Genomic DNA, 24380 nt, shown 5'->3' with positions numbered 1-24380 from the left:
TGATCTGACGATCAGTGGGGCGAATGACCTCTTTCGAGGCATTGACGCCGTGTTCGTGCCGAATTCCCCGGCGCCGGTCAGTACGGTTGCGAAGCATTGGACAGGAGGTCCTCCGTGGCCCACCCCCCCGACCCCACCCCCGATCTGCTGCTGTTCCCGCACAGTGACCTGCACATGGCGTTGACCGGAACGCCGCCGCTCACCCTCTCGCTGGCCACCCGCCGGGTGGCGGTGCCGGCGACGAACGGATTCATCATCACCCCGGTCCCGCCGCGTCAGTGCACGGTCGACTTCTTCGCGCCTTTCAACGACAAGGGCCACCGGTTCGACGGGGTGCCGGTGTACGACAACACCACCGGCGTGGTCACGGCCACCACCCCCGGGGTCTTCCTGTTCCAGGCCCAGACCGGCGGCCAGTACATCGTCGGCCGGCTCCAGGTGCACAAGTCGGTGGTCGGCTGGTGGTTCGGCAACGACTCGATCACCACCGTGCTCGACACCACCCTGGCGCACGCCCAGCCGTCGCTGTACGCGAAGTTCAGCGACGACCCCGGCACCGGGACGGACCTGATCGGCGACATCACCGGCCACGGGTACGTCCAGCTGGTGCCGGCCGACGCCCGGCAGCTCGCCGTGTCGCCCACCGGCCGCCTGCGGGGCGTGCTGCCCACCCAGCCCGGCACCCCCTGGGTGCTGTCCGGGCTGTTCCCCGGCCTGGGCGGTGCGCAACTGCTGAACGTGTGGGTGGTCGACTACGCCGCCGACCACGCGGTGACCCGGGAGATGGGCGGCGACGACCTGACGACCCTGGCCGACAAGCACAACGTGCTGTTCCTCGCCGAGGGGTTCCGCGACCAGGACCGACCGAAGTTCGACCAGATCGTCACCCGGGCCATCCACGAGATGTTCGAGAAGCCCGCGCACGAGCCGTACGGCATGCTGAACAAGAGCTTCAACGTCTTCAAGGCCTTCACCGCCTCCCAGCAGCACACCGTCACCTGCGGATTCCGGGTCGCCGCCGGCGAGGAGCGGATCGACGCCGGCCAGGCGAGGGGCATCGGCTTCCCGATCCCGACCAACCAGATCGGCGGAGGCAACCTCTACAGCCTGGAGGAGCTGGTCCACCTGGTCGGGTTCCCGATGCGCGGCGACCAGCGGACCAACCTGGTGGCGACCTGGCAGGCCCAGGACCTCGTCATCGAGCCGGCCAAGATCAACGACGACCTGATCAAGGCCTGGAAGGCGCACCAGTCGGTCGGGATCCTGCACGCCCGCGACACCTTCTTCGGCGTCCGCCTCGGCCCCCGGCCCGGCGACCGGTTCTCGGGCTTCGGCCCGGTGGTCAGGCCCGCCGCCGACACGGTCGGGGACCAAGGGGTCAAGGACTTCGTCGCCCGGGTGTACGAGTTCTACCGGAACAGGCCGACCCGGAACCTGACCCTGGACGTCCGCCGGCACCCGCCCGAGCTGTACATGAACCCCTCGGAACTCAACGTGGCCAACACGCTGCTCCGCTTCGTCGGCAGCCTGAAGGTCACCAGCTCGAGCGTCCCGGTCGGCGCCGTGTGGCAGCCCGACGTCCTGCACTTCCAGCCCAGCCGGGGCCTGATCGCCCTGATCGTCAACGACGGCGTGGACGGCGGCACCAACTTCAACGTCCGGACGGTGACCGCTCAGACGGTCAACAGCATCCAGGGGGTCTCGTACGTCTACGCCAACGCCACGGACAAGCGGGAGCTGCGCCGCGACCCGCCCGGCGACACCGAGGTGAACTTCGCCGGAGTCGTCGAAACCGTCGCCCACGAGTTCGGCCACAGCTTCAATCTGCTCGACGAGTACGAGGAGTTCCGCGGCGACGGCGGGCCCGACGAGGAACAACCCGTCGACCTGCCCGGGGACAACGTGGCCAGGCTCGGCTTCCTGCGGGTCGCCCCGGCCCCGGACCGGCGCATCGACCCGGCCAAGGTCAAGTGGTTCCAGCTGCCCCGGATCAGCACCGCCGCGATGCTGCTGGCCGACTCGGTGAACGTGACCAGCCCCGTCCAGGGCCTCAAACTCACCATCGGCACCCGGAACACGGCGGAGTGGCAGCAGGTCAAGACGCAGCTGTCCGAGGTGCGGGTGCGCAACTTCGGCATCGCACCGGGCGGCCAGCAGCTCCCCCTGGACACCACGCCCGCCCACTACATGGAAGGGCTGATCGTCGGCCAGGTGCTGCCGGCGGAGGGCGCGATCATCCTCACCAGGGCGGGGAGCGCCCCGTTCCCGACCTTCGTGAAGGGATCGATCGTCTTCGTCCCGCTGAAGGACAACCAGCACCAGGTGCTCCAGGTGGTGGAACCGGAGGTGCTCAAGTTCCTCCAGATCACCCAGAGCCCGCTCAACCAGGACCCGAACCACGAGGACACCAACCCCAAGGAGGACACGCCGCTCAAGATCCCGGACTTCGACCCGCCCTGCAAGGGAGCCAGGACGATCGGGATCTTCGAAGGCGGCGACACCTTCGCGGGCGCCCACTACCGGCCGACCGGCCGCTGCAAGATGCGCCAGGACGAGACCGACTTCTGCCACGTCTGCGCCTGGCTGATCGTCAACCGGGTCGACCCCACCTTCCACGCGCTCCTCGACCGGAAGTTCTACCCGGAGTCCAAGGCGGAGAAGAAGAAGCATGAGTGAGCCGGGCACCTTCGAACGGATCCTGGCGGAGATCGGCCAGGCACTGCTGCCGCTGCGCGACGGGCTGGCCACCCCCGCCGCGTTCACCGGGCTGCTGCGCCGCCTCGGCTGGACGGTCACGGCGATCCCGCAGCCCTTCGTCGACCTGCGGGGCGCCGTCGAGACGCTCTACGACAGCCTGCACTCGCTGCTCGGCGACGGCGGGCTGAACGTCGACGGCACGGTCGGCGACGGCGGGGCCGCCGCGGCGGCGTCGTTCTCCCCGGACGACGTCAAGCGGGCCCTCGGCGCCGTGCAGGCGCTCGTCAAGGGCATCCAGGCGATCGCCAACGCGCCCGCCTCCGCCATCCCCGACACGCTGCGCGCGGACGGGTTCCTCACGCTCTTCCCCGGCCAGCTGATCGACTTCCTGGTCGTCACCTACCTGCAGCGCTACCACCCCAACCTGGGCTTCGCGCTGCGCGGCCTCGGCGTGGTGAAGTCCAGCTACGCCCCGCCCACCGGGAACCGGCCGCCGTACCAGCACCTCGCCCTCGACCTCGGCGACCTGCCGCGGACGCTCGCCGACCCGGCTCAGGTGCTGAAGGACGCCTTCGGCTGGGGCACCGCCGCGTTCGACCAGCCGGAGGTGCTCAACCAGCTCGACAATCTGCTGCGGAGCATCGGCGCCAACGTCAAGGGCGAGCGGGTGGTGCCGTCCACCGCGCTGGCCGTCCAGGGCGCGACGCCGGACCCGTTCGGGCCGCGGACCAGGGCGCTGGCCGCCGTGCTGTTCCAACGCGTCAGCCCCACGGCCGAGATGACCGCCGCCATCCGGCTGCTGCCGCTGCCCGCCACCGCCGACGGCGCCCCGCCCGGGCTGGCGCTGCTGCCCTCGTTCACCGGGATGCAGGGCTTCCGGTTCGAGCTCGGGCCGGACATCGCCGTCACCATCCGCGGCGACCTCGACCTGCAGGGCGGCGTCGCGCTGCTGGTGCGCCCCGGCCGGGGCATCGACATGGTGCTCGGGTTCGAGTCGTCCTCCGCGCCGGTGCACGCCAAGGGCTCGATCGACGTCCAGGTGGACCGGTTCGGGCCGACCGACCAGCCGCGCGTCCTGTTCGGCCAGGCCGACGGGACGCGGCTGCAACTGAGCCGGATCAGCGGCGGGGGCGGGGTGCGGCTGGTCGGCGACGCCGTCGACTTCTTCGCCGAATTCGACCTGGAGGGGCTGGAGTTCGTCCTCTCCCCGGCCGACGCGGACGGCTTCATCGGCGCCGTGCTGCCCGCCGGTGGGTTCACCCTCGGCACCGACCTCACGGTCGGCCTCTCCTACCGGCAGGGCTTCTACTTCCGCGGCACCTCCAACCTGGAGATCCAGCTCCCCGCGCACCTGGAACTCGGCCCGCTGGAGATCCAGGGCCTCACCATCTCCGTCGCACCCGGGCCGGACGGGCTGCCGATCGGCCTCGGCGCGTCCTTCCGCGCTGGGCTCGGCCCCGTCACGGCCGTGGTGGAGCAGGTCGGCCTCAACGCCAACATTGCGTTCCGCTCCGGCGGCGACGGCAACCTCGGCCCCGTCGACCTCACCTTCGGTTTCAAACCGCCCAAGGGCGTAGGCCTGTCGGTGGACGCGGGGGCGGTCAAGGGCGGCGGGTTCCTGTCCTTCGACCCGGACCACGGCGAGTACGCGGGCGCCCTCGACCTGGACTTCGCCGGACTGGTCGAGCTCAAGGCGATCGGCCTGATCAGCACCCGGATGCCCGACGGCAGCAGCGGCTTCTCGCTGCTGATCGTGATCACCACCGACTTCGGCTCCACCGGCATCCAACTCGGCTACGGATTCACGCTGTTGGCGGTCGGCGGCCTGATCGGCCTGAACCGGTCGATGAACCTGCAAGCGCTGGCGGAAGGCGTCCGGACCGGCTCGGTCGAATCGGTGATGTTCCCCAAGGACGTCATCGCCAACGCCCCCCGAATCCTCTCCGACCTGCGCACGTTCTTCCCGCCCGAGCAGGGCCGGTTTCTGATCGGGCCGATGGCGAAGATCGGCTGGGGGACGCCCACCCTGGTCAGCGTCTCGCTCGGCGTGGTCATCGAGATCCCGCCCGGGGACATCGCCATCCTCGGCGTGCTGAAGTGCCTGCTGCCCAGCGAGGACCTGCCGCTGCTGGCGCTCCAGGTGAACTTCGTGGGCGCGCTGGAGGTCGACAAGTCGAGGCTCTGGTTCTTCGCCGAACTGTTCGACTCGCACGTGCTGACGATGACCATCGACGGCGGGATGGGCCTGCTGGTCGCCTGGGGCGACGCACCGGACTTCGTGCTGACCGTCGGCGGCTTCCACCCGTCCTTCAAGCCGCCGCCACTGCCGTTCCCGGTGCCCAAGCGGCTCTCCGTGGACATCCTCAACCGGCCCGGCCAACTGATCCGGGTGTCCGGCTACTTCGCCGTCACCAGCAACACCGTGCAGTTCGGCGCGGCCGCCGAACTCCGGCTCGGCTTCGGCGGGTTCCGTATCGAGGGCCACCTCTCCTTCGACGCGCTGTTCCGCTTCTCGCCGTTCGCGTTCACCATCCAGATCTCCGCCGGCGTCACCCTGAAGGCCTTCGGCGTCGGCGTCTTCGGCATCGACCTGAACTTCGCGCTGGAGGGCCCCGCGCCCTGGCGGGCGCACGGCCGCGGCTCCATCTCGCTGCTGTTCTTCGAGATCTCCGCCGACTTCGACATCACCTGGGGCGAGGAACACAACACCACCCTGCCGCCGGTGGCCGTACTCCCGCTGCTGGCAGGGGAGTTCGGAAAGATCGAGGGCTGGCAGACCCAGCTGCCCACCGGCGGCTTCAACCCGCTGGTCACCCTCCGGCAGCTGCCCCCCACCGACCAGTTGGTGCTGCACCCGCTCGGCACCCTGTTCGTCCGCCAGCGGGCCATCCCGCTGGACGTCCGGCTGGACCGGATCGGCGCCCAACGGCCCAGCGACGGACGGCGGTTCGGCATCGCACCCGCGCCCGACAGCGGCCTCGCCAGGGTCTCCGTCACCGGCGACAGGTTCGCGATGGCTCAGTTCCAGGACCTGGACGACGCGGCCAAACTCTCCCGCCCCGCGTACGAGAGCCAGGACGCCGGACTGGAGCTGACCGCGGCCGCCGGCACCCTGCTGGCGCCTCGGGTGGTGCGCCGCAGCGCCCGGTACGAGCTGCACATCATCGACAGCGGCGCGCCCGCGACGGCCGCCGCCGCCCGCCGGGTCGTCCCGATGGCGGCCCGATCCGCCGTCGCCGCGCCGAAGCGCTTTCAGAACGTCAGCCCCGCGATCTTCGGCCAGCTGCTCCAGGGCAGCAGCACCAGCCGGTCGCCGATCTCGCAGCGGGAGTCGCAGCTGCGGCAGCCGTTCGCGCCCGACCAGACCGTACAGCTCACCGACCGGCGGTTCGTGGTCGCGAACATCCGCAACAACGTCCAGGCGCACCCGCCGGCCGGCGGCACCGGCGGGACCTTCCGCAGCCGGGCCACCGCCGAGGACGCCCTCGCCGACTGGATCGGCCTCGATGGTGCTCTTGCGGGCCAGCTGCACGTCATTCCCGAGGAGGAGTCCGTCGGCTCGCCGGCCGTGTCGGGCGCCTGGACGGCCGTCGGCCCGCTGCCGGTGCCCGCGCGGGAGATCGAGGCGGTCCGGCTGGCCAACGGCAAGGCGCTGGTGGCCGGGGGAGCGGACGTTAGTGGGGCGGCGCTGGGGTCGGTGGCGCTGTTCGATCCGGTCGCCGGGACCTGGACGGCCGCGGCCGGCCTGGCCACCGCCCGCACCGGACACAGCACGAGCCGGCTCGGCGACGGCCGGGTGGTCGTCGCGGGCGGCCTCGGCGCCGGCGGTGCTGTCCTCGCCTCGGCGGAGGTCTACGACCCGGCGCCGGGCACCTGGGCGTCCACCGCCGCGCTCGCCACCGCCCGCCACGGGCACGCCGCCACCGCGCTGGGCGACGGCCGGGTGCTGGTCACCGGCGGCACCGGCGCCGATGGCCGGGCGCTGGCCACCGTCGAACTGCTCGACCCCGCCACCCTCACCTGGTCCGCCACCGGCCCGGCGATGACCGACGCCCGCACCGGACACCGGGCCGTCCTGCTGAAGGGCGGCAAGGTCCTGGTGGTCGGCGGCGCGCTGCCGACCGGCGGACCGGACGCGGCGCTCGCCCACTGCGAGCTGTACGACCCCGTAGCCGGCACCTGGACGCCGACCGGCAGCCTGCTCACCGCCCGCAAGGGCCACCAGGCCACGCTGCTCGCCGACGGCCGCGTCCTGGTCACCGGCGGCGACGCGGTGGCCGGTCCGTCCGGGTACGACCCGCGCAGCCTCGCCACCGCCGAGATCTGGGACCCGGCCACCGGCACCTGGACCGCCTTCGGCCCCCTGCCGGGCGGCGGCCGCCGCGGACACCGCTGCCTGGCGCTGCGCTCCGGCCTGGTGCTGCTGGTCGGCGGTACGGGCGGGCCGGGGTTCGAGACGGGCTTCCGGCACGTCGCCGTCCTCGACCCCGCCGCCGGCAGCTGGACGACCACCGGGGCGCTCGGCACCGGCCGCTACGGCTTCGCGGTGGTGGAACTGACGGACGGCCGGGTGCTGGTGGCGGGCGGGACCGCCTCGGCCGGCGCGGCGGCTCCCGGGCCGGATCCGGTCGAGTTGGCCGTCGCCGTCGAGGCGTACGTGCCCTGATGACGTGACCCGCCTCCGGGCGGACCCGTTTGCCGCCGCCGAGGCCCGATGACGTAAACCCCCATGACGGAAGGTTCGACCCCCATGACCAGCACCATCGCGCCGGCCGCAGCGAAGTGGACCGCCGCTCACGATCTGACCGCGGCCACGGCCTGGTACGGGCAGCACGACGGGCCGGTCGTGCTGAAGGGGACCTCGAAGGTGCTGGCGGTCGGGGGCGCCGATCCGAGCGGAGCGGCTCGCGGGCAGGCCGTGGTGTACGACCCGGCCGCCGACACCTGGACGGCGACCGCCACTCAGCCCTCGCCGCGGCGGCTGCACGCCGTGGTGGCGCTGGCCGACGGGAAGGTGCTGGCCTGTGGGGGCATCGGCGGATCCACCGCGCCGGGGCTGGCGTCGGCCGAGGTCTACGACCCGGTGGCCGGCACCTGGACGCCGGCCGGGACGATGAACCAGGCCCGCTGGGGGCACAGCGCGGTGCTGCTGCCGAACGGCAAGGTGCTGGTGGCGGGAGGCAGCGCCGTCCGGTCCGGGAGCACCACCAAGGCGCTGCGGTCCGCCGAGTTGTACGACCCGGCGGCGGGGACCTGGACGGTGACGGGTGATCTCACCGACGCGCGGTCGGGGCATGTCGCGGTGGTGCTGAAGGACGGCAAGGTGCTGGCGGTCGGCGGCACCGCGTCCGCCGGGACCGGCCAGGACCCGGCCATCGCGTTCTGCGAGCTGTACGACCCGACCACCGGCACCTGGAGCCCGACCGGCAGCCTGCTGCGTCCGCGCGCCCTGCACCAGGCGACCGCGCTGTCCGACACCACCGTGCTGGTGACCGGCGGCCGGGCGCCGGGGGCGGGGGACGACGGCACCTTCGATCCGGTCAGCCGGCGGACGGCGGAGAAGTACGACCTCACCACCGGCGTCTGGACCGCCGCCAAGGACATGCCCGCCGGGCGCGCCCAGCACCGCGCTGTCGCGGTCGGCACCGGCGGGGTGCTGGTGGTCGGCGGCACCGGGAGCGAGGCCGACGAGGCCGGTTTCCGCAGCGTCGTCCAGTACGACTCGGCCGCCGATGCCTGGACCGCCCAACCGGGCATGCCCACCGGCCGGTGGGGCTTCGCGGTGGCCGTTCTGCCCGACGGCCGGGTGCTCGCGGCGGGCGGCGCCGCCCGCGCCGGACTGGCCGCCGCCGACCCGACGACGACCGAACTCACCGCCGCCACCGAGCTGTTCAACGGGAGTGGGGCATGACCGCGAACGGCTACTCGTTCCTGCCGTGGCTGCGCACCGGCCTGTCCACCCGGATCACCCAGGACCCGGGTACGGCGGCCCGCGCCACCATCCCCGTCAAGCTGCTGCTGAGCGGTGAGGGCCTGGACGGCAGCCCGCTGAGTCAGCGTGTCGAACGGGCGGTGCAGCTGTACGGGCCGGGCGACATCGTCGGCGTCGAGGGGCGGGCGATCTCCCGGCGGGAGCCGCTGCCGGGCACCACCAACATCGAGCCCAACTACCTGGCGCACATCGAGTTCTACGACGAGGACTTCCCCTGGCGGTACAGCCCGGCCGTGGCCGACGGCTCCACCGACCGGCTCGCGCCCTGGCTGGCGCTCGTCGTGCTCGCCGCCAGGGCGGACGCGAACGGTGCGCCCGCCGAGTTCGAGGAGGGCGGCGGCGGCACCCCGCTGCCGTTCGTCACCGTCAAGAACCCGAACGTGTTCCCGCCGCCCGACCAGCTCGGCGCCTGGGCGCACGTGCACGTGAACGGTTCGCTGGACGATCCGGTGGCGCGAGAGCTCGGCGGACCGGGTGACCCGGTGCTCGGGGAGCTCGCCGAGATCCTGCGCACCGACCCGGACCGGGCCTGTTCGCGGCTGGTCTGCCCGCGCCACCTCCAGCACGACGTGGCGTACGAGGCGTTCCTCGTCCCGGCGTTCGAGACCGGGCGGCTCGCGGGGCTCGGGTTCGACCCGGCGCTGTCGCCCGCCGCGCTGTACTCCAGCTGGGGCCCGGACTACCCCAACCGCATGGGCGCGGGCCAACTGCCCTACTACCAGCGGTGGGCGTTCACCACCGGCGCCACCGGCGACTTCGAGTACCTGGTACGGCTGCTGAAGCCGCGCCGCCCCGACCCCGCGGTCGGCCGCCGGGACATGGACGTGCACCGCTCGGCCGGGCCGGGTCTGCCGCCGATCACCACCCCGGCCGCGATCGGCGGGGTGCTGAAGCTCGGCGGCGCGCTCCAGCTGCCCGAACAGCCCATCGACGCCTGGGAGAACTGGGACAACTTCTACGACCAGCCGGCGCCCGCCGCGCCCTACCCGCACCCCTTCGAGCAGGCGCTGGCCAACCTGGTCAACCTCGCCGAGGCCTACCAGTCCGCCACCCCGGCGGCCGCGAACGGCGCGCTGCCCGCCGACCAGGCGATGTCGCTGTCGGCCGGCGTCGACCCGGTGATCACCCCGCCGCTGTACGGCCGCTGGCACGCGCTCACCAACCACCTGCTGATCGACGACGCTGGTCAGCCGCTGCCCTCGCCCGCCAACCGCAACTGGGTGCACCGGCTCAACCTCGACCCGCGGCACCGGGTCGCCGCGAACTTCGGCACCAAGGTCGTCCAGGCGCGGCAGGACGAGTTCATGGACGCCGCGTGGGCCCAGATCGGCGACGTCCTGACGGCCAACGCGAAGATCCGCGCCGCCCAGCTGGCCCGCGAGGTCGGGCACCGGCTCCAGGTCAAGCACCTGTCGCCGCCCGCCGCCCCGGCCGGCGCGGTGCCGCCGCCCACCGGCAAGTACCTGACGCTGACCGCGCCCGCCCACCCCCGCGTCACCACTTCGGGGCCCGGTGCGGCGATCGCCGCCGCCGCCGAGCAACTGGCCGTCGGCTTCCAGGTGGCGGCCAGCCGGGTCGCCGAGGCGCCGCTGTCGGCCACCATGCGTCGCCTCATCCGCCCCGGTGCCCGGCTGATGCGCTCGCTGACCTTCCCGCCCGACCAGCCCCGCGAGGCGCTGCTGCCGCGGATGGACGCCGACACCGGCGCCGTCACCGCCGCCGCGCCCAAGGTCAAACCGGCCGCCCTGGTCACCCCGGACCAGCTCGAGCAGGTGCTGCACCCCGTGATCGGTCTGGCGGCGGACCCGGTGGGCTCGCTGCCGCACAGCCCGGACTTCGTCCTCAAGGACATCGGCGACCCCGTCCCGCCGACCACTGGCGGAAACGTCGACAGCCTCGAGGCGCAGCAGTTCAAGGGCGCCCTCACCGAGCTCTACCAGGGCTGGGACGCGGCCGGCGCCGTCGGACAGGCCCCCGCCCGGGGCCCGCTCGGCGTCGCCGGGACGACGGACGCGGTGCTGACGGGGCTGCACCCGGACACCACCGTCCCCCGGTGCCTGCTCGGGTCGGTGGACGTGCCGGAGCGGCTGCGCCCGTTCGCCGAGAACTTCATCGAGGCGATGGCCTACCCGGTGATCGACCTGCCGATGTACCGCTCGCTGCTCGACCAGTCGACGGGCGTCTTCGCGCCCAACCTGGACCTGATCCCGGCGAACTCGATCACCCTGCTGGCCAACAACCGCCGCTTCATCGAGTCGTACCTGGTCGGCCTCAACCACGAGATGGCCCGGCTGATGCTCTGGCGCGAGTACCCGACCGACCAGCGCGGCACCCCGTTCCGCCAGTTCTGGGACCCGCGGGCCGCGCTCTCCCCGCCCGGCGAGACCCCCGACCAGCGCCGCGAACGGCTCTACGACATCCAACCGATCCACCGCTGGGGCCCCGCCGCGCTGCTCGGCGAGAACGACAACCGGCAGCAGCCCGGCACCGCGCAGAAGGACGACCTGGTGCTGGTCGTCCGCGGCGAACTGCTGAAGAAGTACCCGAACACCGCCGTGTACGCGCACAAGGCGGCCTGGCCGCTGGACGACGCCGGCAACCCGATCACCACCGGGGAACGCATCCCCGCGCCGCTGCCCGACGAGGACCACCCGACGCCCGACCTGGTCCGGCTGCCGCTCTACGAGGCGAAGGTCGAACCCGACATCTACCTGATTGGGTTCGACCTGGACGCCGCCGAGGCGCGCGGCAATCCGCCCGCCGACCCCGGCTGGTTCTTCGTCATCAAGGAACGCCCCGGCGAACCCCGCTTCGGCCTCAACGAGCCGGACCCCGGACCGCAGCCGCCCGTCGAGCTGTGGAACGACCTCAACTGGCAGGACGTGGACCCGGGCGGGACCGGCTTCGTCGAGTTCACCGACACCACGAACGTCCCGCTGGCGCCCCTCGACCCCGCCGAGGAGGACCCGGACACCAAGCAGCAGCACACCGAGGACGCGACGCTGCCGCTCTGGTACTCCCGGCTCAGCTCCGCCGACATCGCCTACATCCTCTTCCGGGCGCCGATCATGGTCGCCATTCACGCACAGGAGATGCTCCCCGTATGGCCGACAACGCCCTGAGCGACGACTTCCCCGTCCTGCTCGGCCCGGTACGGATCGAGACCACGTTCACCGCCACCGAACTGCTGGTCCGCGTCTTCCCCGACGACTGGTCCGTCGACACCTTCGAACCGCGGCCCACCGAGGCCGAACTCGGCGCCCTCGACGCCTACTGGACCGCGCTGTGGCGCACCGGCGGAGACCCCGTCGGCGACCGGGCGGCCTGGCACGAACTGGTCGGCCGGATCGCCCCCGGCCGGGCGACCTGGCTGCTGAGCAACCACCAGCCCGCCAACCCCGGCGACCGGCCGATGCCCGTCCCCGCCGGCACCACCGTGCTCGTCATCCTTACCGCCACCGCGCTGGCCGCCGCCGACCGGCAGCCGACGGTCGACTACTGGACGGCGGTCTGGCGCGCCCATGGCGACCGGGTGAAGCTGCGGGCCGCCGACACCGCGCTGCTCGCCGCCGTCGGCCCGGCCAGGGCGGCGCCGATCCGGGCCCGCCGGCCCGCCGGCATCGACGCCGCGCCGCTGGCGAGCGGCGACGCCGTCCTGGTGGCCTTCCCCGTGGTGCCCCGCCCGCCCGACACCGGCATCGCCCCGCAGTCCTGGACGGTCGCCGCCACCGCCGGCCTGCTGCCCGACCGGTTCCGGCTGCTCGGCTGGGCCGGCGGCACCAAGGTCGTCGACCTGGTCGGCAACCCCGTCCCCGCGAGCCTCCAGGTCAGCCCCGACCCGAGTTCCACCGACCCGATGAAGGTCGACGAGACCACCGGCGTGCTGACCGTCCCCGACGCGCTGCTGTGGCTGACCGACTTCGACCGGGCCGTCACCGACGGCATGGGCTTCCGGATCCCGCTGACCACCGCCCTGGCCGGCGGCCTCGACCGGCTGGTGGTGCTCGGCCTGCGCGCCCAGTCCACCCCGGCGCAGTCCGCCGCCGACCTGACCGACCGGCTCACCCGCCAACTCCGCAGCCCCGCCGGACTCGGCCTGCTGCCCCAGGGCACCCCCACCAACAACAGCGCCCAGGCACCCGCCGGCACCGACCCCACCCAGCGGGCCGACAGCGCCCTGCGCTCCGCCGCCGCCGGGGCGGACTGGACCACCCGCACCGACGGCCAGTGGTTCGCCGAACTGCTCGGCCTCGACCCCGCCGCCCTGGCCGGCATGGCCAACTCCGACAGCACCGACCAGCGCGACGCCCGCGCCGCCGACACCGCCCTGTGGCCCGCCACCTGGGGCAACCAGCTGCAGACCGTGCTGCACCCGATCTTCGGCCGGGCCGTCGTCGAACAGACCCGGCAGTACTACCTCGACCACGTCTCCGGCCGCGGCCCCGTCCCCGCCGTACAGATCGGCCGGCAGCCCTACGGGATCCTGCCCACCACCGCGTTCTCCCGGCTCGCCTGGCCGGACACCAACCCCGTCGCGCCCCACCGCCGCGGCCTGTACACCGTGCTCCAGGCCGCCGCCGCCGACTGGCAGGCCGCCACCGGCAAGGTCGCCCACCTCGGCGCTCAAGGGGCCGACGCCCACCAGCACCTGCTGGACATCCTCGCCGCGCACCCCACCTCCGCCGAGTACTACCAGCGGTACGCGCTCAGCGTCGAGGACATCTTCAACCGGGAGAACCTCGGCGCACTCGGCTCGACCGTCCTGCCCGCCCTCGAACGCCTGGGCCAGCCCGGGCCGATCCGCGACCTGCTGACCCGCTTCGGCTACCCCGACACCGGCAACGCCCAGGACCCCGACCTGGTCCGCCGCCTCTTCACCGACACCCAGCACCCGCTGCTCGCCCCACCCGTCGACGACCGGCCGCTCTCCGAGACCGACCCGATCCGGCCCTACACCGCCGACGGCGCCAACTACCTCCAGTGGCTGGCCGCCCACGCCCGCACCGACCTGGAGACCGTCCGCACCGAGGCCGGCTTCCCCGACGACGACCTGCCGTCCGCGCTGCTGTACCTGCTGGCCCGGCACGCGCTGCTGCTCGGCTGGGCCGACGCCGCCACCGAACTCGCCATCGCCGCCGGCATCGCCAGCCCCGCCGAACAGGCCGCCGCGGACCCGGCGTTCATCCACGTCAAGATCCCCGCGCCCGGCCAGACCCTGCCCAGCGAGAGCCGCTACCGGCGGCTCTACTCCGCCGCGCCGGAGATCACCGGCGACCCGACCCGGCTGGTCGTCGACCACATCCCCCGCGTCCTCGGCACCGCCCCCGGCACCGCCCGCCTCGCCGAACAGGCCACCGCCCTCGACCTGTTGACCACCCTGCCCACCGCCCGGTTGGAGCGCGTCCTCGCCGAACACCTCGACTGCGCCACCTACCGGCTCGACGCCTGGCGCCTCGGCCTCGCCAACGAACGCCTCGCCGAACTTCGCTACGGCCCCGACGGCACCACCCCCGCCACCCCCGGCCTGCACCTCGGCGTGTACGGCTGGCTGGAGGACGTCCGCCGCCGCGACACCAGCACACTCACCGAAATCACCCTCACCGGGCCGCTCGCCCAGGTCTTCCAGGGCAACGGGCCACTGCTGCACGACGCCAAGAACGGCGGCCACCTGCACGCCCCGTCACCCGGCCACGCCCGCACCGCCGCCGTGCTGCGGGCCGGCTACCTCGCCAACGGCTCACCGCAGAACCCCGGCTCGTTCGCCGTCAACCTCAGCTCCGGCCGGGTCCGGATCGCCCTCGGCCTGCTCGACGGCATGCGGCAGGGGCAGTCCCTCGGCGCGCTGCTCGGCTACCGGCTCGAACGCGCCCTGCACGACGCCCACGAACAGGCCGAGGTCGACTTCCTGATCGCCGCGCTGCGCCTCAAGTTCCCGCTGCGGGCCGGCCGGATCGCCGACACCGTCCCCGGCCAGACTGACCAGCCCGACCCGGCCAAACCCCTCGCGATCGGCCAGCTCGAAGCCCACAACGTCATCGACGGCCTCGCCCTGGTCCGCCTGCTGACCAGGGGAGACGCACCCCAGACCTACCCGTTCGGCCTGGACGGCCTGCCCACTGTCAACGGCGCCCAGCAGGCCGTCGTCGACCGCTCCGTCCAGGACCTGCTCGACGTCCACGACGCGCTCTCCGACCTCGCCGTCGCCGAAAGCACCCACCAGGCGCTGCTCGGCAACCCCGAACGCGCCTCCGCCACCCTCGACGCCTACGCCAAGGAAGGACTGCCACCCGAACCCGCCGTCGTCACCACCCCCCGCAGCGGCACCACCCTGACCCACCGCTTCGGCCTGCGCCTCACCCCCGGCCTCAAACCCGACACCGGCGCGCCCCCGCTCTCCCACAACACCCCGCGCGCCCAGGCCGAACCCGCCGTCAACGCCTGGCTGCCCGCGCTGCTGCCGCCCGCCACCGGCGTCGTCGCCCAGGTCACCTGGACCGACCCGATCACCGGACAGCCCCGCAGCCGCACCCTCAGCCAGTTCGACCTCCACCTCCAGCCGATCGACCTGCTCTGGGCGGTCCGCCCGGCCGGCGACAGTGCCATGACCGACCTCGACGACCGGATCACCGGCGCCGTCATCGCCCTCGACAACCCGCGGCCCGACGCCGAACTGACCATCCACTACACCGACCGGGTCGCCGGACGGATCACCTTCTTCGAACTCGCCCCGCTGATCAACGTGCTGCGCCCGCTGCTGACCACCGCCCGGCCGCTGCGCCCCACCGACCTGATGCCCGCCGCCGGACCGGCCCCCGCCGACCGGGCCGCCGACGACGCCGTCTCGCTGCCCCGCGAACGCCCCGCCGCCGTCCGGGCCTCGCTGGACGTGCTGCGCACCAACGTCGAGAGCTACCTCGCCACGCTGGCGCCGCTCTACCCGGCCGGTGCGCCGCCGCAGCGCGCCCAGATCCTCGCCACCGTCGACACCCTGCTCACCGGGTACGCCAACCTGGTCACCACGGCCGCCGGCTTCGGCATGGTCCGCAGCGGCTGGGGCGAACTCGCGATGTGGCGCCGGGGCGTCTTCGGCGACGTGCTGGCCGCCGTCGCCGCCGCCGCGGACCGGATGACCAGGGCGCTGGCCCAGGCCGACGCGCTGCTCGCCACCTACGACGCGCTGCCGTTCGCCACCTCCGCCACCGAACGGTTCCGGCTGCTGCAACAGGCCGAACGGCTGATCGCCACCACCCCCACCACGCCGCTGCCCGCGCTGCCGGCCGTCCTGCGCGGGATCATCGCCGGACGGCGGCAGGCCTTCGCCAACAAGCTGGCCTCGCTCCGGGCGGAGGCCAGGACCGTCCGCACCACGCTCAGCGCGCTGCTCGCCGAAGTCTCCGGCAAGCTCCCGCTGACCGCCTTCGACCCGACCGACCTCAGCCTCCAGCCGTTCCAGGACCGGGTGGTGCTGTTCTGCCGCGACCTGCTGGACCGCGCGGGCGCGCTGCACACCGACGTCCTCGCCCGGCTGGCCGGCGCGGACCAGGCGCTCGCCGCGTACGACGCGGCCGTCACCGGGCCGGACCAGGTCACGGCGGCGATCGACGCGCTCAAGGCGCTGCTCGGCCAGGACGCCCTCGCCGTACCGGAGTTCACGCCCGACCCGCAGCTCGCCGCCGACTGGCAGCACGCCGTCACCGCCAGCGGCACGCTCGTCCAGCACCTCACCCAGCCCCCGTTCGGGCGGGACTTCCCGATCGACGACTGGGCGCACGGCATCGCCCGGGTCCGCGACAAGCCCCGGCTGTGGGAACAGGCCGTGCTGCTGAGCGACGCCCTGCGCGGCCCCGGCGGGCTGCTCGGCTCCCTGCTCGGGTCCGCCGAACCGCAGTTGACGCCGATCCAGCTGCCGTTCCGGCCCGGCGACCACTGGCTGGCCATGGAGTTCGCCGACGACACGCCCATCACCGAGGACAAGGTGCTGTTCACCGCCCACTACGCGCCCGACCCGGTGCTGCCCTCCACCACCCGGGTCGGCCTGCTGTTCGACGAATGGACAGAGGTGATCCCCACCGACCGCGAGACCACCGGCATCGCGCTGCACTACGACGGCCCGGACTCCCAGCCGCCGCAGGCCATGCTGCTGGTCGTGCCGCCCGTGCGCACCGGAACCTGGAACACCGACGACCTGATCGCCGCGATCGGCGAGACGCTCGACCTGGCGAAGACCCGCGGCGTCGAACCCGAACACCTCGACAACACCGCCTACGCCCAACTGCTGCCCGCCACCGTGATGTCCGCGACCCGGCAGCCGATCACCATCTCCACCGACCTCGCGACCGCCAACCAGCGCTGGAAGGCCGCCCATGCCTGAGCCCCGCATCGCCGACCTGCCCACGGCACTCGCCGGCCGGACGAACCCGGCCGTCGGGGTGTGGAACCGGCTGGAGGGACGGCCCCGCACCACCGACTTCCAGCGCGCGCTGCGGGCCGAACTGCGCGACCCGCTCTGGCTGTTGACCCGGCAGTGGCAGCTCGGAGAGTTCCGCGCCACCGACGGCGGCTCACCCGTCACCGCGACGTACTCGATCGCCGGCACCCGGCCCAGCCGGTTCCGCCCCGACGACGGCGCCGCCGAACCACTGCCGGACGACCGGCCGCTGGAAGCTCTCGCCGAACGGCGCCCGCCGGCCTTCGTGGCGGGCAGCGACCGGATCGCCTTCGACCTGCGGCTGGCGATCGGCCGGCGGTGGCTCAAACTGCTGGGCCGCGACCCGGTGCTGGCCAACATCGCGTTCGACTTCCGCGGCCAGTACGTCCGGATGTACCCGATCGCGCTGCCCGACCCGACCACCGACACCGACGCGCCGCGGGTGTCCGACCCGGAGACCTGGTCCACCCTCCAAGCCGTCGCCGGACGGCGGATGGACGGCTACCTGCTGTACCGGCACATCAAGGGCGGCGGCCACGCCTCCGACGGCATCAACGACATCCTGCACCTGCACTACCCCGCGCTCGACGCCCTTGGCACCCGCCTGGTCGCCTGGTTCGACGACCTCATCGACCAGCCGGACGGCGACGACAGCTGGGACCCGCGCCGCCTCGAACACCGCTTCTCGGTGGCCGGCACCGCCCCCGACGGCACCGAAAAGGTGCTCACCGCGCAGGAGTTCCCCGGCGGCGAACTCGACTGGCACGCCTTCTCGATCGACCCCGACCACCCCGTCGGCGGCGCCGAACCGCCACTCCCGCCGATCAACCGCACCGTCTTCCCCGCGCCGCTGCGCTACGCCGGCATGCCACTGCCGCGCTGGTGGGCGATCGAGGACGGCGGCACCAACTTCGCCGCCGTGTCGCCGGACAGCACCGACCTGGCCCGGCTGATCTTCCTCGAGTTCGCGCTGGTCTACAGCAACAACTGGTACCAACTCCCGTGCGAACTACCGGTCGGCACCCTCGCGTCGATCCAGGGACTCGCCATCACCGACGTGTTCGGACAGCGGCTGTGGATCACCCCCGCGGGCACCGGCCTTGACGAGAACTGGCAGCGCTGGTCGATGTACACCCTCGACACCATCGACGCCCGACCCGACACCCCCGCCGACACCAGCCTGCTGCTGCCCGCCAGCGTGCCCAAGGTCGCCGACGGACCCGCGCTGGAGGAAGTGTCGCTGATCCGCGACGAGGCCGCCGACCTGGTCTGGGGCATCGAGGCGACCGTCCCCCGCCCCACCGGCCCGGGCCGCCGGGGCAGCGAGGTCGCCGCCGAGATCCGTGCCTACCACCTGCGCCTCCACCCGCCCGCCCCGCCGGACGCGCCGCTCGCGCCGATCGCCTACGAGGCGATGAACTCCGTCCCCGAGAACTGGATCCCGTTCATCCCCGTGCACGTCCCCGGCGACAACCGCACCATCCAGCTGCAACGCGCCGCCATGCCCGACGTCGTCGGCGTACTGCCGCCCGTCCAGCCGCGAACCTCGCTGCTGCGCGAGGGCCTGGACGCCGCCACACCGCACGGGTACTTCGTCAACCAGGAGGAAGTCCCGCAGACCGGCACCCGGCTCTCCGTCGCCTACCACCGGACCCGGTGGCGCAGCGGCCGGGTCTGCGTCTGGCTCGGCGCCCAGCGTGGCGCGGGCCGGGGCGAGGGGGCGAGCGGGCTGGCGTTCGACCTGCTGGTGGACACCCCTCAGGCGCCCGCGAACTGAGGTCGTATCGGCAGTTCGGGCGGTGTTCGTAGGATGGTCATGGCTCCTCCGGGAGGGGATTCACACCGGAGGGGACCATGGCGGACCAGGCGAAGCGTCAACTGCTCGGGCGGGAGCGGGAGTCGGGGGAGTTGGAGCGGCTGCTGCGCGAGGTGCGCGGCGGGCGCAGCCGGGTGTTGGTGGTGCGGGGGGAGGCGGGGGTCGGGAAGTCGGCGCTGCTGGATCAACTGGCGGGGCTGGCCGGGCAGTCGCAGGTGGTGCGGGTGGCGGGGGTGGAGGCCGAGGCGGAGTTCGCGTACTCGGCGTTGCAGCGGCTGTGCGCGCCGCTGCTGGACCGGCTGGAGCGGCTGCCCGAGGTGCAGCGGGACGCGCTGCGGGTGGCGTTCGGGCTGAGCGGCGGGGCGGCGCCCGAGATGCTGCTGGTCGGGATGGCGGTGCTGGGGCTGTTCGCGGAGGCGGCGGCCGATGCGCCGCTGGTGTGCCTGGTCGACGACGCGCAGTGGCTGGATCTGATGTCGCAGCGGATCCTGACGTTCGTCGGGCGGCGGCTGGACGCCGAGTCGGTGGCGCTGGTGTTCGCCGAGCGGGCCGTGGACGGGGCGGGCGACGAGGGCTTCGCCGGGCTGCCGGACCTCGCGCTGCGCGGGCTGGGCGACGCCGAGGCCCGGGCGCTGCTCGACAGCGTGCTGCCCGGGCCGGTCGACGCCCGGGTGCGGGACCGGATCGTCGCCGAGACCGGCGGAAACCCGCTGGCGCTGCTGGAGTTGCCCCGGGGCCTGTCGCCCGCGGAGCTGGCGTTCGGCTTCGGCGGGCCCGGGGCCGGGCCGCTGGCGACCCGGGTCGAGGACGGCTTCCGGCGCCGCGTGCAGGCGCTGCCGGCCGACACCCGGGCGCTGCTGCTGGTCGCGGCGGTCGAACCGGTCGGCGACGGGCCGCTGCTGTGGGACGCGCTGCGGTTCCTTGGCGTCGGGCCGGAGGCGGCGGCGCCGGCCGGGGAGCTGATCACGGTGGGGGCCGCGGTGCGGTTCCGGCACCCGCTGGTGCGCTCCGCCGTCTGGCGGGGCGCGGACGCGACCGCGTTGCGGGCCGCGCACCAGGCGCTGGCCGAGGCCACCGATGGCGGGCGCGACCCCGACCGGCGGGCCTGGCACCGGGCGCACGCCGCGCTCGGGCCGGACGAGGAGGTCGCCGTCGAGCTGGAGTGCTCCGCCGACCGGGCGCTGGCCCGCGGCGGGCGGGCCGCCGCCGCGTCCTTCCTGGAACGGGCCGCCGCGCTCACCCCTGACCCGAAGGGACGGGCGCGGCGCGCGCTGGCCGCCGCGGACGCGTACCTCGCGGCCGGGCTGACGGCCCGGGTGCCCGACCTGCTCGCCGCAGCCGAACTCGGCGCGCTGGACCCGCTCCAGCAGGCCCACGTGCACCGGCTGCGGGCCAGGGTGGCGGCCCTGGCCGGCCCGGAACTCGGCGTGGTGCGGCCGCTGCTGGACGCGGCGGACCGGCTCGGCGCGCTCGACCCGGCCGCCGCGCGGGAGACCGCCCTGATGGCGTTCGGCGCCGCGATCTGGGCCGGCCGGCACGACGACGGGGCACTGCGGCAGGTCGCCGGGGCGGCCCGCGCGCTGCCGCCCGGCGACGAGCCGGCGGGCGTCCTGCTGCGCGCCCTCGCCGCGTGGACCACGGACGGGCCCGCCGCCGCGCACCCGCTGCTGGCGCGGGCGCTGCGCGCCGTCCCCGACATCGACGACCCGGCGCTGCTGTGGGCGGCCGCGAACGCCGCCGCCGAGCTGGGCGACCTCGCGGCCTGGCTGGACGTCACCGAGCGGGCGGTCCGCTCCGCCCGGACGACGGGCGCGCTGTCGATCCTCTCGACGGCGCTGCCGCACCGGGCGGCCGCGCTGGGCTTCGCCGGGCGGCTCGCCGAGACCCGCGAACTGCTGGCCGGGGCGACCGCCGTCGAGAACGGCGCCGGCCTGGCGATGCGCCTGGCCACGACGGCCGGCATCGGCGCGTACCAGGGCCGGGAACGGCCGGCCCTGGCCGCGATCGGGGCGGCCGAACGGGAGGGCGAGCGGTGCGGCCTCGGCCGGCTCACCGCGACCGCGGCGTGGGCGCGGGCGGTGCTCCACAACGGCCTCGGCAACTACCCGTTGGCGCTGGAGGCGGCGCTGCGGGGCGCGGAGTACCGGGATCTCGCGGTGCACCAGTGGACGTGCGGCGAACTCGTCGAGGCGGCCGTCCGGGCCGGGGACCCGGCCGCGGCGGCCGGGGCGCGGGAGCGGCTGGCCGATTGGGGTCGGGCCGGTACGCCGTGGGCGCTCGGCGCGCGGGCGGTCGCCGAGGCGCTGGCCGGGCCGCCCGAGCAGGCCGAGGACCGCTACCGGGAGGCCGTCGGGCACTTCGGGGCGGGCGGGCTCGGCGTGCTCGAGGCCCGGGCCCGGCTACTGTTCGGCGAATGGCTGCGCCGCCAGAACCGGCGGGCCCTGGCCCGCGACGAACTGCGCGCCGCGTACGAGGAGTTCGCGCGGATGGGCCAGGAGGCGTTCGCCGAACGGGCCCGGCGCGAGCTGCTCGCCACCGGTGAGACGGTGCGCAAGCGGGCCGTCGGCGGGCCGGAACTGACGCCGCAGGAGGCGCAGATCGCCCGCCTCGCCGCCGCCGGGCACCCGAATGCGGAGATCGGCGCGCAGCTGTTCCTCAGCCCGCGGACGGTGGAGTGGCACCTGCGGAAGGTGTTCGGCAAGCTGGGGATCACCAACCGGCGGGAGATCGAGGGGGCGTTGGCTTCGAGTTGACTGAGTGTCAGCTCATGGCCGCCTTTTCGATGACGCCGGCCACCAGGTCGGGGTGGGAGACCGCGACGGAGTGGGACGCGGCGACCTCGGTGGTGCGGGCGTGGGCGCGTTCGGCCATGAAGCGCTGGGCGGCGGCCGGGATGTTCAGGTCCTGGGTGGTGACGATGTCCCAGCTGGGGACGGTCTGCCAGGCGGCGGCGGTGGCCGGTTCGGTCAGCGCGGCCTGGGCGATCGGGCGCTGGGTGGCGGCCGCCAGTGCGGCCTTCTCGGCGGGGACGTCGGCGGCGAACTGCGCGCGGAACTTGCCCTGTTGGATGTACAGGTCGGTGCCGGTGCTGCCGTCGGGGAGCGCGTACGGCACCGGGTCGAGGGCGCCGGCCAGGGTGGATCCGGGGAACTGTCCGGTCAGTTGCAGCGCGGACTCGCCCGGTGCGGGCAGGAACGCGGCGACGTAGACCAGTGCCTTGACGCGCGGTTCGCCGACGGCGGCGGCGCTGATGACCGAGCCGCCGTAGGAGTGGCCGACCAGCACGACGGGGCCGTCGATGTGGTCGATGACGCTGCGCAGCGCGGCGGCGTCGGAGGCCGGGCCGCGCAGCGGGTTCGCGGCGGCGACGACCGGGTAACCGTCGTGGCGCAGGCGGGCGATGACGCCGTTCCAGCTGGACGCGTCGGCGAACGCGCCGTGCTCCAGGACGACGGTCGGCTTCGGTCCGCGGTCGGCCGCCGCGGGGCCGGCTGTCGCGCCGGTGAGGGCGAGGATGCCCGCGGCTGCGGCGAGGGCCGCGGCGAGCCGCCGTCCGCGGCCGTTCTGGGTGATCGACATGGCGACGCTCCTGGCTTCGGTCTTCGGTCTTCGGGGGCTTGGGCGTTCACTGTCTCCCGCGCGGCGGGCGTCCGCATCGGTTGGATGACTGCATGGCCACAGAGCGTCGGATGACTGATGTGTTCCAGTCGGCGGGGCGGCGACAGTGGTCGCGCGATTCCCGAAATTCGAGGAGAGACACATGAATCGACGGCTTCTGAGGCTCGCGGCGGCAGGATTCTCGCTGGCGGCGGCCGCGGCCGTCAACGCACCGGCGAGCGCCTCGGCCGGCCAGGCGGGCGGCGCGACGCTGACCGCCTCCGGTTCCGTACCGTTCGCCTGTACCCCGTTCCAGCCCTCGGCGCCGGAGGGCGCCTCGGTGGAGTCGGTGACGGCGACGGCCGTGCCGGCGGGCGCGTTCCAGGTGCCCGGCAGTCCGCCGCTGGGTGGCGGCGTGGTCCCCGACGTGCCGGCGCACTGCGAGGTGACCGTCACGCTGACCCACCCGGGCGCCAACGACCGTGCCAAGGTGCAGATCTGGCTGCCGGAGTCCGGCTGGAACGGTCGCTTCCAGGCGGCCGGCGGCGCCGCGTACGCCGCCGGGAACATCGGCTCGGTGGCCGCGGCCGTCAAGCAGGGCTACGCCGCCGCCACCACCGACGCGGGCGTGGACACCAGTGGCCTGGACAGCAGTTGGGCGCTGGACGGGCAGGGCCGGATCAACGCCGCGCTGCTGGAGAACTTCGCCTCGCGCTCCGTCCACGAGATGGCGCTCGTCGGCAAGCAGGTCGTCGACGGCGTCTACGGCCACACCGCTTTCCGCTCCTACTTCAACGGCTGCTCCACCGGCGGCCGCCAGGGCTACATGGAGGCGCAGAAGTACCCGACCGACTTCGACGGCATCAACGCGGCGTCCCCCGCCATCAACTGGAACCAGTTCGAGGTGGCCACGCTGTGGCCGCAGGTCGTGATGAACGAGCAGCACACCTACCCGACCGCCTGCGAGTTCAACGCGTTCAACCAGGCCGCGCTGAAGGCCTGCGACAAGCTCGACGGCATCGCGGACGGGCTGATCAGCGACCCGAACCGCTGCGACTTCGACCCGCGCCGCCTGATCGGCATGAAGGTGGTGTGCGAGGGCAAGGAGTACACGATCAGCGCCGCCGACGCCGAGGTGGTCCGCAAGATCTGGGACGGCCCGCGCGACAGCCGCGGCAAGCGGCTCTGGTACGGGCTGCCGATCGGCGCCGACTTCGGCCCCCTCGCCGCCAGCACCACCACGGACGGCGTCACCACCGGCGCGCCGTTCATCGTCCCCGCCGAGTGGGTCGCCAACTTCGTGCAGAAGCAGCCCGGGTTCAGCTCGGCGAACCTGACGTACCCGCAGTTCGAGGAGATCTTCCGCAAGGCGCGCGCCGAGTTCGACCCGGCCATCGGGACCCGCGACGCGGACCTGTCCGCGTTCCGCGACGCCGGCGGCAAGCTGCTCAGCTGGCACGGCGACGCCGACCCGGTGATCCCCACCGCGGGCACGGTCGACTACCGCAAGCGCGTCGAGGACCGGATGGGCGGCAGCGCGAAGGTCGACAACTTCTACCGGGTCTTCCTGGCCCCCGGCGTCGGGCACTGCGCCCTGAACGGCGCCGACGACATGGCCGCGCTGACCGCCTGGGTCGAGCGCGGGCAGGCCCCCGGCGTGCTGCACGCCACCCTGCCCACCGCCGACGGGCGGAACGTCACCCGGGACGTGTGCCGGTACCCGATGGTCTCCCGCTACGCCTTCGGCGACCCGAACGCCGCGAGCAGCTTCCGCTGCGTCAGGCCCTGACGTGAACGGGGGGCGGGTCGCCGATCCGCCCCCCGTCCTCGGTCGCTTCGGTTGCGGACAA

General features: G+C 73.8%; 9 protein-coding genes. 8 read left to right on the top strand and 1 reads right to left on the bottom strand.

The genetic code is table 11. From position 1 onward, the window contains the following. Positions 1-114 precede the first annotated feature (114 nt). The 7 genes from ACFYS8_RS05600 to ACFYS8_RS05570 all read left to right on the top strand — a co-directional run bounded on the left by ACFYS8_RS05600 (position 115) and on the right by ACFYS8_RS05570 (position 21686). Entirely contained in the window at positions 115-2676 is a 2562-nt protein-coding gene (locus ACFYS8_RS05600; RefSeq protein WP_387636129.1) for a hypothetical protein, read from the top strand. Beyond that, positions 2669-7363, top strand: coding sequence for a DUF6603 domain-containing protein (locus tag ACFYS8_RS05595; RefSeq protein WP_387636127.1), 4695 nt, complete (start codon positions 2669-2671; stop codon positions 7361-7363). Before ACFYS8_RS05600 ends, ACFYS8_RS05595 begins: the two co-directional genes overlap by 8 nt. 84 nt (positions 7364-7447) lie before the next feature. Further along, on the top strand, positions 7448-8608 hold the full coding sequence (locus ACFYS8_RS05590) for a Kelch repeat-containing protein (protein WP_387636124.1): 1161 nt from the start codon (positions 7448-7450) through the stop codon (positions 8606-8608). Next, positions 8605-11811: a hypothetical protein gene (locus tag ACFYS8_RS05585; RefSeq protein WP_387636122.1), complete on the top strand. Its 3207-nt coding sequence runs from the start codon at positions 8605-8607 to the stop codon at positions 11809-11811. Before ACFYS8_RS05590 ends, ACFYS8_RS05585 begins: the two co-directional genes overlap by 4 nt. Continuing rightward, positions 11793-17060: a hypothetical protein gene (locus tag ACFYS8_RS05580; protein WP_387636119.1), complete on the top strand. Its 5268-nt coding sequence runs from the start codon at positions 11793-11795 to the stop codon at positions 17058-17060. The genes ACFYS8_RS05585 and ACFYS8_RS05580 overlap by 19 nt, the downstream gene beginning before the upstream one ends. Further along, positions 17053-18894 (top strand): hypothetical protein, encoded by a 1842-nt coding sequence (locus ACFYS8_RS05575; RefSeq protein WP_387636116.1) that lies wholly within the window; start codon positions 17053-17055, stop codon positions 18892-18894. Before ACFYS8_RS05580 ends, ACFYS8_RS05575 begins: the two co-directional genes overlap by 8 nt. Before the next feature lie 77 nt (positions 18895-18971). Further along, a complete protein-coding gene (locus ACFYS8_RS05570; protein WP_387636114.1) occupies positions 18972-21686 on the top strand; it encodes an ATP-binding protein in 2715 nt (904 codons plus the stop codon). Positions 21687-21693: 7 nt separating this feature from the next. On the opposite strand, the gene ACFYS8_RS05565 is transcribed toward ACFYS8_RS05570, so the two are convergent. Next, on the bottom strand, positions 21694-22512 hold the full coding sequence (locus ACFYS8_RS05565; protein WP_387636111.1) for an alpha/beta fold hydrolase: 819 nt from the start codon (positions 22510-22512) through the stop codon (positions 21694-21696). A gap of 181 nt (positions 22513-22693) precedes the next feature. Here ACFYS8_RS05565 and ACFYS8_RS05560 point away from each other — a divergent pair, with 181 nt between their 5' ends. Further along, complete coding sequence (locus tag ACFYS8_RS05560; RefSeq protein WP_387636108.1) at positions 22694-24319, top strand: tannase/feruloyl esterase family alpha/beta hydrolase; 1626 nt, start codon at positions 22694-22696, stop codon at positions 24317-24319. The last annotated feature ends 61 nt before the right edge of the window (positions 24320-24380 follow it).

The sequence above is a fragment of the Kitasatospora sp. NPDC004615 genome (assembly GCF_042873545.1).
Lineage (GTDB): Bacteria > Actinomycetota > Actinomycetes > Streptomycetales > Streptomycetaceae > Kitasatospora.
Note: the sequence above shows the minus strand (reverse complement) of the source record. Positions and strands in the feature narration are given on the sequence as shown.